This window comes from Coleofasciculus sp. (genome assembly GCF_046565525.1).
GTDB lineage: Bacteria > Cyanobacteriota > Cyanobacteriia > Cyanobacteriales > Coleofasciculaceae > Coleofasciculus.
Window position 1 is genome coordinate 107,324 of record NZ_JBKHUP010000001.1, and the last position, 13,017, is coordinate 120,340.

The window sequence follows — 13,017 nt, forward strand, 5'->3', positions numbered from 1 at the left end:
CCCTGTTGTTTACAAGAATTACACTTTGTTAAAAAAAAGATTTACAATCGATTGAGTTGACAATCGATTACTAACCTAGAGTCTAGCCAGAAAATAAATTGCCACAACCTAAATAGGACGGCTATAGCGTTTTCAGATGATTCGTGTAGAGCAAAAGCCCTGAAAGCCTTACTGAGCAAGGGGTGCTTGTTTACATCTCAAATGAAAACGCTATATTCGTTACAATAGTTTATAATTCAGTTAAGATCGGGAATTTTTTTGTCGTGGCGCAAGCCTTGCAAGGATTGCGCCCAAGGCAAGGCATAGTACCTCACTAGATCGGGAAACGCTATATTCGGAGATAAAAAAAGTTAACTATGTTAAGTTTCCTAAAAACTCCCAATCATAAAAATCCTTCGTTGTGGGAAACCCTGTGTCCCTTCGCTTCGCTTATCGGGCAAGCTTTAGACCAGGGAGGAACACGCGGTAGCGGTTTAAGAAGCATACCCCTTTCGGGGTGGAGGGGTATGGTTGCCCCTCCGGTTTTCACCCATTTCTGGGGTAAAGTTAGCCTCGCCAAGGTTATCGGTCGGTAACTGTCCAAAAAGCACTGTTTCAGTGACCTTAAAACTGTTTAACTTTTCGGTTCTAGAGCAGCAAACTGGCTATCGCATCCGCTGGTAGGTCTTTAACACTTGCCGATAACGTAGTGCGCTTAGCACTTAGGCTGGTAAGCACAGCTTTAACTTATTTGGCTAAAGCTCCGTGTATGCGAGACCGGGGTTGCTTACTACACTTTCAGCGATCGCGGAATTCTACAAAACTTAACACAGTGTCGTTTACTTTTATCAGACTACTTATTCTGGCAACAGACAGAATATCGGTTTAAGGCTGGGGGGAACTTCAGCTTAAAGCTAGTTTTTCTTTTGTCGTTTGGATTGTTGCTTCTTAAACAGGGCACCAAATCCTAGCGCCATCGTTGAACCCAGGATGGTTAGGGGTTCGGGAACAGGATCATAGTTAATGTTATCAATTGCACCACTCCCAGGTAGGTCAATTTCAACACGGGTGACTGGGGCGGTAGTGAAACCATCGACAAAGATTGCCGAGTTGTCTCCAGGACCGACAATACCCCCAATCTGTTGAACTAGGGTAGCTCCGTTAAATAAAGACACGATAGTAGACTCTTCCTCATCATCCAAGAGATTAAAGCCCTTAAAGACAACAGGCATCTTAAAATCGAAAGTGATTACGCCCCCAATCTGGGAGTCGTTGGGTATAGCTGAATTGTTATCAAAACTAATGATCAGAGCTTTGCCAAACTGACCGCCAAAGTTCAAATCAGGATCAGCTGAGCAATTTACTCCTGGGCCGCAGTCCGTGTCGAAAATCATCAAGTCACGAGGTTCCCCTGCATTGGGGAAATTTTGGTTGACGTTACGCTGACTAAACACACCCAGAGTAGCATTCTTAGTCATCACCCCAGTGACAACCTCACCATGCTCGAATTCTTCAAAGTCGATGACAGCCGCCTGAGCTGGGTTGGCGTGGATTGCCGTCAAACCCAATACAGCACCTGCCGTCGCGATCGCAAACTTTAATTTATGAGCCATGATTACTCCTTTGTTTATGAAGTGTTTATGAAGGCGATTGATTACCTAACCCTCATACTACCAGTGATGAAAATTTAAAACTCAGCTATACCTCAATCTTCATCAAAACTTGATAAATAGGTAATTGCGCTTCACACAAGCTTTAAAAAACACCCCTTGAAAATAAAGTCCAGTTAAGAAGGCTTAGGCAAGAACTGGTGCAAAAATGACTTGAAACCTAGACAGAGACGGGGTTTTCGATTCAATAGGACTGGCTTTAAAAACTGTAAACCTTGACCAGTAAAGGTTTTTTTCGCTCAGATCAGATTTTTCCCACACCCGATACCCGACACCCGACACCCGACACTCCACACCTGCCCTCACTGAAGCAAGCCCTACCTAATTCCTCAACTTTTTTGTTTAGCACAAAAGCGCTTCCGTTGCGTCCAGCCGAATAACGTTAACAATCCGAATCCCAGCGCACTACTGGGTTCCGGGACAGATGTTGTGGGGTCTGGACTTGAAATCTCTATGCCAGCGTAGCTGAGTTCAACTCCTGATGTATTGGGCGAAAAATCGACGCTGTAACGAACCAACAAAGACTCGACTGGAAACATCCGGGTTTCACTATCAACCTCTCCAGTCATAGAGGCAAGTAAGTTAGTTGAGTTATTGCCATCAAAAATTTCCAATACCGTATTATTTAACGATAAATCAGGAATATATAAGGCTACAGCGTTCATTGATGCCGATGTTTGAATCAGCCAAGAGCAAGTCGAATAGTTTTGGACAAAGGGAAACCCGTTTTGGGAACTTAGAGAACCCGTTAATCCGTTAAAAATTTCCTCTCCTTGGCAGAACGTGGGTTGACTCTCATCAGGTAAAGTAATGTCCTCTAATTTGTTAGCAAAGGAAAGCTGACTCTCAGTAATGTTTGTAGCAGAAATCCAGTTAGTGTCCATCAAGTTAGCGCCGATCAGGTCAGCATCTTGGAGATCTGCCAAAAATAGGGTAGCCCCCATCAAGTCAGCATCCAATAGGTTCGCATTATTCAGCAAAGCCTTGGTTAGATTAGCGCCAATCAAGTTGGCGCCACTCAGATTAGTCCCAATCAGTTGAGCATCAATCAGTTTGGCATCACTCAGATTCGCCTCAGCCAGATTGGCACCACTTAAGTCTGCACCACTGAGGATAGCGCCACTGAGATCAGTACCACTCAAATCAGCATCTCTCAAGTCACAAAATCGGCAATTATTCGTTTTTAGTAGCTGATCCAAATTCTTTTGGTTAAAGGCTTCAGCGGAATTAGTGGTCAGCAAACTTAAGGTTAGTGCTACACCAATACTAAAGCTACTGGTTGCTAGGGTTTGCAGCGTTTTATTCACAAGTGGTTTCCTCTAAATACTACAATCCTATAACTATAGGATATATTTCAATAGTTCTTAAGAGATTTTAAGAAAATTTAATCGATTTTAATCCAAATATCCAGAAACCAGTTTCAGGTATAAGCGTCGATGGCAAAAAATTCATCTTAACTTTACAAAGACGCCGTTTAATTTAAAGATTGAGTAAAGATAACCCGGTCGAGTAGCTGAGCAATCTGCTGGTTGACGGTGTTGAGATTGAAACGTTGACTAGCTTGAATTTGGGCTTGCTGAGCCATGATTGCGGCTCGTTCGGGCTGGTTACGACAGGTGGTGATAATTTGAGCCAGTTGCTGGGAATCACTGGGAGAGAATAGCCATCCCGTTTTCTCAGCTTCAATGAGTTCAATAACACCACCAGCAGCAACAGCAACAATCGGGCGTTCACAGAGCATGGCTTCGACAACAACTCGCCCGAAGGGTTCTGGTGCCGTTGAGGTATGAGCGATTAAGTCACAGGCTTTCATCAGAGGGACGATATCCGAACGAAATCCTAAAAACTGAACTCGTTCTTTGAGTTTTAATTCGGTAACTTGTTGATGTAAATGCTGGACATACTTTTGTTCGCCGAACAGGGCATCACCGACTAAAATGGCGCTCACCTCTGGGGGACATTGAGCCAGGGCTTCCAGTAAAATATGCTGTCCTTTCCAGGGAGACAAACGGCTGAAGTGACCTACAATAAATTGCCCATCTAATCCAAGCTGTTGTCTGATTTGATGGGCATCAGTCGCCCGATTTTTGTACTGTTTGGGTTCAAAGCCGTTATAGACAACTTGTGTCAGTTCTGAGCGTCCTCCTCCTGCAATAAATGCGGCTTGAGTGGCTTGGGAATTGGTAAGAACCAAAGATGCAAAGCGATTCGCTAAGGTTACAGCAATACGACGGTTGGTAACGCTGAAGTGATCGGAAGAAAGGATATCATGCAGGTGATAAACCAAAGGACGATGGCTAAAAAGGCTGACGAATGCACCAACGACCAGCGCTTTTTGGGTGTTAGCGTAAATGAGTTCGTAATCACGGGCTATTTGGGTAACCTTGATGATCAGTGGGACTAGAGAACTCATACTCCCTAAACTTTGAAGAATTCCACTGTCTTTTTTTACTAGAATTGGTTCAGTGGTGAGAACCTGGACAGGAATTTGCTGTTGTTCTAATAACTCCCTGAACGTTCCGTCAGCAAATAAACCCACTAAGCAGTGATTTCGATAGGGTTTTGCCAAATCAGTTAGGCAGAGTTCAGCCCCGCCTAATTTGCCACTCTGGTCTAAAAAGAGGATTTTCATGTTTTTTAAGTAACAGCAAATGTTAAGCCTGCTACGTTTCTACAGAAGAACTTCACGCACCTGCTGGGCAATGTTATGCCAGTTGAAATTGCGGCAAGCATAGTCCTGACAGGCAGTTCGAGAGGGCATCGAAATTTCTCCGGTTAGTAATGCTTGTAATTTTTGGGCGATCGCGTCTTCATCGGCTGAGTCTGTGATCAGTTCAGGGGAGAAAGGCGCTAAAATTTCTGGCATTCCCCCCACGGGCGTACACATAACCGGGGTACCCGATGCCAGAGATTCCAGTACAATTAATCCAAATCCTTCCAGAGACTGACTGGGAATCACGGTCAAGTCGGCGGCTTGATAGGCGATGGGTAAAAGTTCATCGGGTAAATACCCGAGGAATTTAACGTGATTGTTGAGTCCTAATTCTGTGGCTTGTTTTTCTAGAGACTCTCTTAGTGTTCCTTTCCCCGCGATCGCTAACCAGACATCGGGAATCTTAGATATGATTTTTGCCAGGGCACTTAAGAGGATATCAATCCCCATGCGCTGGACAAGGCGACGGGGAGTAAACAAAATTATCCGATCTTGATGCCAGTTGAGCTGTTCTCGCGCCTGTTGACGGGATAAGTTGGGTTGAAAACCATGGGTATCGACACCACCGGGAATGATGTGAATTTTGCTCCAGGGAATTTGATAGTGTTGGTGTAAGAGACGACCAAAGGCTTGACTGAGGACAATGAAGCGATCGCACCGATGATAAACCCGCTGTTCCATCCACTGCTTGACGAATACAGCTAGATTGTTGCTACCTGCTAGAGTACTCTCCATTGCCCAAGGTCCGTGAAAGGTGAAGGTGATCGGTACCTTTTCTGGGAATAGGGATAACAGAGGCAAACTGTAGAGGGCAAAATGCAGGTTTATCGCATCAGGAGGCGGTGCTTGTCTGTTTAAAAATTGGCGGCGGGTTGACCAAAGCCTTTGCCACAGGGGACTATCGGGTTCAGCAAAGTTAGTGAGTTTTAGGGGCGAGTTGGCTGGAGTTGGCGGAAGTCCCACACCGCACAATTCCACCGTATCCTGTCCAGCAGCTAGGTTGTGGGTTAGTTCGTAGACATAGCGATCGAGTCCACCTGGCATTTTGGGTAACCAACCATTACCGACGCAGAGGATATAAGCAGATTTTGCCGTAGGGTTACTCATGGTAATTTGTGCAAGACTCCGGATCAGATTGGGTTCCATTTAACGTTTCAGCAATGTACTGACCCACCACTGTTTCCGAGCATTTGGTTTGCCACCAGTTCAACCCTTGCTGATGTAACCTCTGGATTAAGGATGGGTCGTTGGTCAGCTTTTCCAATACCGCCTCTAGCTCACTCCAATCTTGAATCTGAATCGTCGGCGCTCCATTATAAAACCATCGTGAAGGTAAAGCTTCAGTTACGACAACACAACCATATCTGAGTGCCTCAAAGAAACGATAGGTTTCAAAAGACGTTCCTCTAGGAACCAGACATATTTTAGTATCCATCATTTTTTCGGAATAGCTGCTGGCATCTTGAGCCGTTGTGGCATGGAACCCCCGTGTAATTGACAATTCAAATTTTAAGTGTTGGTATTTATCCGTAAGGGACTCGATTACAGTAAGCATTTTTTGTCGAGACACAATTTTTGGATCTTTTAGCCAATATTTTAATGATTTTCTTTTATATTTTTTTTGCGCTAAACTGCCAGCGAAAAATACATCATAACACCGTTGATGGATATCTTTAATCGGCAATTTCAATTGTTTATAGTAACCGAGAGGAATATCATAAATCGGTGGAACCTTAGCCAGAGGTGAGGGTAAATTTTTAATCACCTGCAATCCATAATTGAACAAACCGGGTAAACGTGCCACCGAGATCAGCATAAATTGACCGAGGGTGAGAACGTTGACATAGGATGGATTAAGCAGGGGATTACATCCCAGACTACGGCGCGTACCGTAGCATTTAAATACAGCGCGTACCTGATGAAAATAGCCAGGGATACGACACCACTCATCCCCTTGGACAACAGCAACCACGTTTTGCCCGTATGATGGCAGCTTAGAGATATCCCAGGTGAGGTAAAAGGTTAAACCCTGTACCTGCAAACTCTCCTCCATCGCCTGAAATACCTTGCCAAAATAGGCACACTCAGGAACGATATGGCGGTCTTCTTGCCAAGGATTCCAAGCAATAGGTTCCCGATTTTTGGAGCAGACATAGTACTGGTTAGAAATCATAATTTTACCAGGGATATCCCAGTTTAGACATTGTTGGTTCCATGATTTCCTTAATCTCTTGGAGTATGTTTGGATCTAATGAATCTTTCCACTTATTCGTTCGAGATGGGTCAGCTGTTGCCATTGCATAATTGATGATCGGCTCAGGAGAATCTAGTTCAGCAAAATGAGCAATTTCATGAATTTTATCCTGCGGTGAACTAACCAAGTCCTCATAGCGTATTTCTAGGTAATTTTCTGGAGGCAACTTTCTGCCTTCAGCAATCGCTATTTCCATTGTTTCAGACCACTGTTTTGCCAGCAAAGCTTCACGAGAATATTGGTTTACCCATTCTTGCCATCCTGGGGGTCTTGCACCCCAGTAGTCTAAGGGGATACCCACCATTCTTTTGAGACGAGACGTGATCCGGGGCAAAAATACCGACCATTCCCAAACTGGGACTTCTTTGAGTCGAGAATAGGCTTCCTTCCAAGGGACATTCTTGGGGCGATTCAATTCTTTTTTTGTCGAATTAATTACGGAACGACCATCCCTGAGTAACATAATAATTTTGGCATCAGGGAAGACCGCCTGTATAAAAGAAATGCGTAGACAATTTCTAGGAGTCTTATCGCAAATTCTTTTTTTGTGATATTTTTCCAGGTATTCAGCGAATCTTTTTTGAATATAACGTTTAATTGGGGGATTCAGATCTTTATCGGTGAGCTGATCATCGGTTTTATGGGTATTGCCCCACATCCAAATATTACTAATTTCTGCCCAGCAGGCGAGGTCAGGATGTTGGTCGAAGGCTTTGCCTAACCACGTTGTTCCTGAACGGGGAGCGCCGAGAATAAAAATAGGTTTTTCAACTGACATTATCAACCTCCAGTTTAGTTTTAAAATAAGCTTATTTCAAGAAATTTATTTTATTTGGCGGCAAGGACTCTTTCAAATTTATTTTACGTTGATGTTGGTGATACTGATGAGCGGCTAGACCGAGTCCTAAAAACCCCCACAGAATTGTACCCGATACGCCCAACATTGGCACATTGATCGGCAGTCTAACCAAGGCACTAACCACAACAGCACGAGCGGCAACGGCAAAGGGATCGAAACCCACTTCAGAACTTTGAAACAAACTAAAAATAAGTAAGCTCATTCCTCCCATATAAAAAATAGTGCCAATCCAACCCAACTGAAAAAGCATCACTAAAATCGAGTTATCCGTCGCTACGCCACCGATTCCCAAACCCACAACACTGGTCAGTGCATCTCCAAATACCATTTTAAAATAAGCCTGTCTATTCTGAAAGCTATTGTCATCCTCAAGACTGGAAAAGGTTTCCAATCGCTCACTGATTTTTTCTGAGAAGGGTTCTAGCGTCGATAACGGAATAACCAGAATTAGAATCGCAAAAAGGGTAATAATTAAACTAATTCGCTGCTTTGGCTTCAGAGAACTAATCAGCGTCAGTAATCCTGCCAACCAACCCAGCCAACTCGAACGGGCAAAGGTGAGCAATAAGCCTGAATAACCAGCGACTGAAGCCAGCACCTTTAAAACTTTTTGTTGATGATTACTTAATAACAGTAGCAAACCTGCTGCCATCGTTGCAGCAAAAGGTTCGGTAGAGTTGAGCGTACTCCACACCCGGAATCCATAAGGTTCTGGACTACCAGCAGTTGTGAATCCTGTATTAATTAACCAAAATCGATCCCACTCCGGTACGATCACATACTGTATGATTCCATACACTCCCATCACCAATACACCCCAGACAAAAACGCGCTGAATATTTTGGCGGTAATCGGGGTAATTTCGCCAATTCAAAAATAAGTGATATCCTAACAAAATAGGTGCTAGCCACTCCAACAAGGCGAGGCAAGCTGCAACGGGAGTCTTTGAAATAAATCCCACGCAAAAGCTATAGAATACACCGACACTCGATAGAACAAAAGGTAAGCTACCTTGGCGATGAGTTTTGGGAAGATTTTGCCAAAGGGTTGTTAGAGTAATTAACGTAACCAGGAAAGGGGCTAACAGAATCGGGCTGGGATTGCTAAAGCCACTCCGATAATCAGCTAAGCGACGGACAAAGGGTGTCAAAAACCACATCCACCAACTAAAACCAATGTAAAGGACTGGATAGCGAAAATATAGGAACAAGCCGACGGCTAAAGCCCCTACTGGAAAAGCAAGGTTGAGTATTTTGCCAGCACCGGCTAAAATGCACAACGCACAGAAAAAGACGAGTGCTAAGATAGCTATCCAAGCGGGCGCGGGTTGCAACTCCAGTCGAAAGCTTGAAGGTAGTGGTCTATCGCTCACTGAATATCTCCCACGTCAAAGTATCTCAAGGTTTTGATTTAACTACGCTTCCAATCCTTGACCCTTGCCATGTTAACCACCCTTGCCACCGTCCTTGCATAGACGCTAACCATTTTTGTCCGGCTAAAGAACCTTGACTGGGTAAAAATCGCAACCATTGCACAAGACCGGGAGACTTTCTAGTTCCTACTAAAGTTGCCCATATTATAAAAATAATCTGTTGTAAATGTGGCAAATGTTCTAACAACGCTAAGGTTTCATTATGGACAGCATTGGTTAATGCAACGGCATTAAATTGATAGCGTTGGTCTTCATCAAAACGCGGTGCTGGATAGTGATTAACGACAACATTGGGATCGTAGATCAGCTTCCAGCCGTTGCGTTTCAATGCCAAGCAAAAGGGAACTTCAAAGTCTACCTGCGCTCCTGTCCCACGCATTCTTTCGTCAAAGCGTAACGCTTTAATTGCATTCCGGCGAAAACTCATATTAACTCCTTTAAAAATATCAACGTCTCGGGCTGCACCGACACCAAGATGATGATTGCCAATTAAGCGTCCGAACCACTGGAGGCGACCAACAACCTGCTTTGTCTCAGTTGTCCATAGTTCACCGTGGTAATAAATCATGTCGCGCCCCCCGACACCGCCAATGCGCTGATCAGACAAAAAATGATTTTCAATCCGTGCCAACCAATCGGTATGGGGAGCCGCATCGTCATCGGTAAAGGCAATGATATCTCCCTGGGCAACCTCAAGACCTGCATTCATTGCAGCTACGACTCCTGGCACCTTTACCTGCACGGTACGCAGCGGCAGAAAGTTAGGGTCAAAGGTTTCAAAGAATTGCCAAGTTTCCGTATCAGTGTTACGGATAATCACCAAGACTTGATTTGCAGGTCGAGTTTGCTTTTGCAGCGCCTCCAGACAGCGTTTTAGGTCTGGCAGACGGCGATATGTTGGTATAGTAACGGTGATAATCATTAATATATTTTTAAATAGTTTTATTAGGATAAATAATCATAAACTATAGATTAATCATAACCCAATGATTTAAATAATTTAATATAACGGTGTGCCATATTCGCCCAACTATGTTGCTCCGCTTTAGTGCGGGCAAATTGACCCATTTTTTTTCTCTTTTCTGGTGTTCTTGTGAGGATTTTTAGGGCTTGGATCAACGCTTGTGTATCATCCGGATCAGATAAAACGATGCCACAATCTGGGGTAACAATTTCTGCACCACCTGCTGTGGCAGCGGTAATCACGGGGAGTCCAGACGCCATAGCTTCGAGCAACACAAGTGTGCAAGCTTCATATCGCGAGGGAAACACAAATAAATCCACAGCGTTCATGATTTCGGCAATATCTGTACGATAGCCGAGAAAATGAACTCGTTGACTTAGATTCAGTTTTTGGGTGAGCTGAGGATAGGGACTTCCGGCTGTACTTCCAGCAACGGCTAGGTGTAACTCAGGAACCTCGACTAAGGCGTGCAGCACCGTATCTAAGTTTTTTCGAGGGGTGCGAATGTCTCCAGCAAAAAACGCCAGGGTAACGCCCTTGGGAAGACCAAGTGGAGTGCGATCGCGCCGTGTCGGACAAAACTCTTGCAAATCAACCCCATTTAAGATCACCTGAATAGACTGGGGTGGGATTCCCATCTCTACCAGTTCCTGCTTAACCTTTTGTGAAACCGCCACAACCACTTTAGCTTGGACAAATGCCTGTTTTTCCCACCCAGCATTTAGCTTCGTGTAAAGCCACTGATAGAACCCATAGAGATCACGACGGATGCGCCAAGTATGCACAGGCGATCGCAGCCAGGAACTGTGGACGAAATGCACGGCGTTAACATCTCCGGGACTACTCGTGATCGCGCCATTAACTTTGACCACATCCAGTTCATCCCGGTGTTTGCTTAACCACTCAGCACTTCGCCAAGAAAAAACTAGATTTCGTAGCAATGCTGTGGGGAATTTCTTGACAGAGATATCAATCCACTGAACCTGACTATTTTGCTGTAAGTCGAGTGCAACCTGACTGGCGATGAGGGTGACATGATCACCGAGACGGATCGCTTCTTTGACCACTTCATAATTAACTCTGCCTTGACCATCGCCTTTATCCACACTATGGGTAACAATACCAAGTTTCATAATAGATTTGTCATTTGTTGATTGTTCATAGTTCATTGTTGATTGTTCATTGATAATCCTCTTCCCCTGCTCCCCCTGCTCCCCCTGCTCCCCCTGCTCCCAGACGTTGCCGGCAACGTCTCTACATAGCTCCCTCTGCTCCCCCTCAGCGATTAAAGAACTATTAGTCTATTTCAGCCAAGCCGACAGGTCTCGCTGTATAAGCGTTTGCAGCTTCTCAATATCCTCTCGATAAACTTCGAGCAACTCCTGACGAATCTCAGGTAAGAGAATAGGTTTAGCTCCTAAATTTTGCTTTTTGACACTCTCGCGAATCGCGAGACGTAATTTCTCGGAAAATAAAGGTTTAAACGCTGATTTGAGCGGATTATCTTTAGTAAACAGGTTCTGTAACCATCTTCGTTTAGGAATCCCTGATACGTTTTCTCTCTTGAAATCTGGAATAAACGTATCGTCTATGGCTAAAAAATTATAGATATCTTGAACAACATTCAAGCTATCTGATGCTAGATCAGCATACAAATATATTCTAATCTGTTCTGGATCAAAGCAATCCAAATATCCTTTGATCTGACTGTAATAAAATCCCACTTGTTTGTAGTGCCATCCGGGTCGAAACCCAGCTTTAATCCGCTTTTCTTCTTCTTGAAGGGCTTGCTGAAACGTCAGAGTTTCAACGCCATCTCGAAACTGATAGAGAAACGCCGAAAACGCTCGCTCTACCGGATTGCGAAGGATGGCAATGAGTTTAGCCTTGGGGATATGGCTTTTAATCCGTTCCGGCGCTTTAGGAATATAGAGATACTCAGTAGACGCTTCCCCAATAGCGATTTCAGTCGAAACCCCTTGAAAGAGTTGACAATATTGTTCTAACGTCAAAGCCGTTCTTCGCCCATTATCTCTCACCCCGTTATTGTAAATGCTATAAAGCTCTGGGGTAAAAAATCGGGGTTCTTTCACTGGACTCATATAAACTTGGGGATGCTGATTTAAGTAGGAATAGAGAGAAGTAGTTCCCGCTTTGGCTGCACCAATAATCAGAAAATTAGGCATTATCATCGTTCATAACCGGGTACAGTGAACACTGATGTTTTGACTTAGCCCTATAAATAACCATAAAGCGCCAGTTCGGACTTAGCAATTTGTTCGGCTGCGGCAATTTCGACGCGATCGCGTCGTTTATAGATGCTGATTGAGCTGGTTCTGGCTTGCTTAAATTTCTGGCGCAACTGATTATTTAGGTTACAGCCAAAATGAGCAACAACGGCTTCTCCATAGTGAATTGGATCACGAGCTAAGTCTTCATATTTCAATAACAAGACCCGGTTACTGGCAATGATATCGGGACTACAAAAGAACTCATGACAGCGACGCACCATTTCTTTCCACATCCAGATAGCTCTTACATAAGGTGTCGCCGCCAGAAATTCTGCTTCTAAACCTTGGTCAACCCACCAGGGAACATAACGGTGATCATATTTACGACCGAGGGGGGCTTCGGCTGTCCGCAAGTTGGTTAGCTTTTCATCCGTCAACACATCGTATTTTCGGATGAGAGAATCGGCACAATCCCGACCATCGCGGTAGATATGGACAATGCGACAATTGGGTAAAGCGTTGTAGGTAAATTCTGGGGCAAAACTGAGAAAAGGCTCTTTATAAATGATCCGTTCGATGACTCGTTTTCGTTGCAACGCCTGAATCAGTTCTGTTGTCCCCATTGACTGAGTTAGCCATCTGTGGATTGCCGAGACTCGTTCTTCGGAGATCGATTCGATAAAATCGATCAAAGAGAACTCAAATCCCGTCAAAAGTGATTGATAAATTTCGGGACAGAGGTCACGATTGATCAGGTGGGGAATGACAATCGGCAGTAAATGCCCAGAAATACATTCTGAATGAGGTAAAGGTTTTAGAGAATCGAGTAAAAAAGTTGTTCCCGATCGGGGACAACCTAAAATGACATTATAGTCCATGTCCATAGCTGACAATATTCCCTCTATTAAGGTATTA

The 13,017-nt window shown here is 44.2% G+C and carries 11 protein-coding genes; all 11 read right to left on the minus strand.

The annotated features are described in order from the left end of the window. Positions 1–893: 893 nt before the first annotated feature. Positions 894–1,592, minus strand: coding sequence for a PEP-CTERM sorting domain-containing protein (locus ACLGGO_RS00490; RefSeq protein WP_446417867.1), 699 nt, complete (start codon positions 1,590–1,592; stop codon positions 894–896). A 386-nt stretch (positions 1,593–1,978) separates the two neighbouring features. After that, the gene (locus ACLGGO_RS00495) at positions 1,979–2,956 is read right to left on the minus strand and encodes a pentapeptide repeat-containing protein (RefSeq protein WP_446339490.1); all 978 of its coding nucleotides are present in this window, start codon (positions 2,954–2,956) and stop codon (positions 1,979–1,981) included. Between the two features lie 167 nt (positions 2,957–3,123). Beyond that, positions 3,124–4,281 carry a glycosyltransferase gene (locus ACLGGO_RS00500; RefSeq protein WP_446417868.1) on the minus strand — a complete coding sequence of 386 codons (1,158 nt, stop codon included), beginning with the start codon at positions 4,279–4,281 and terminating at the stop codon, positions 3,124–3,126. 39 nt (positions 4,282–4,320) lie between these two features. Continuing rightward, on the minus strand, positions 4,321–5,469 hold the full coding sequence (locus tag ACLGGO_RS00505) for a glycosyltransferase family 4 protein (protein ID WP_446417869.1): 1,149 nt from the start codon (positions 5,467–5,469) through the stop codon (positions 4,321–4,323). After that, the gene (locus ACLGGO_RS00510) at positions 5,462–6,535 is read right to left on the minus strand and encodes a glycosyltransferase family 1 protein (protein ID WP_446417870.1); all 1,074 of its coding nucleotides are present in this window, start codon (positions 6,533–6,535) and stop codon (positions 5,462–5,464) included. The genes ACLGGO_RS00505 and ACLGGO_RS00510 overlap by 8 nt, the downstream gene beginning before the upstream one ends. A 4-nt stretch (positions 6,536–6,539) precedes the next feature. Continuing rightward, positions 6,540–7,394: a sulfotransferase family protein gene (locus tag ACLGGO_RS00515; protein ID WP_446417871.1), complete on the minus strand. Its 855-nt coding sequence runs from the start codon at positions 7,392–7,394 to the stop codon at positions 6,540–6,542. A gap of 31 nt (positions 7,395–7,425) precedes the next feature. Further along, on the minus strand, positions 7,426–8,847 hold the full coding sequence (locus ACLGGO_RS00520; RefSeq protein ID WP_446417872.1) for an O-antigen ligase domain-containing protein: 1,422 nt from the start codon (positions 8,845–8,847) through the stop codon (positions 7,426–7,428). Between the two features lie 25 nt (positions 8,848–8,872). Further along, positions 8,873–9,829, minus strand: a complete 957-nt coding sequence (locus ACLGGO_RS00525) for a glycosyltransferase family 2 protein (RefSeq protein ID WP_446417873.1) — start codon at positions 9,827–9,829, stop codon at positions 8,873–8,875. Between the two features lie 50 nt (positions 9,830–9,879). Beyond that, on the minus strand, positions 9,880–11,004 hold the full coding sequence (locus ACLGGO_RS00530; protein ID WP_446417874.1) for a glycosyltransferase family 4 protein: 1,125 nt from the start codon (positions 11,002–11,004) through the stop codon (positions 9,880–9,882). Positions 11,005–11,172: 168 nt separating this feature from the next. Next, a complete protein-coding gene (locus ACLGGO_RS00535) occupies positions 11,173–12,057 on the minus strand; it encodes a sulfotransferase (protein ID WP_446417875.1) in 885 nt (294 codons plus the stop codon). A 50-nt stretch (positions 12,058–12,107) separates the two neighbouring features. Further along, positions 12,108–12,986: a sulfotransferase gene (locus tag ACLGGO_RS00540; RefSeq protein WP_446417876.1), complete on the minus strand. Its 879-nt coding sequence runs from the start codon at positions 12,984–12,986 to the stop codon at positions 12,108–12,110. Positions 12,987–13,017 lie beyond the last annotated feature (31 nt).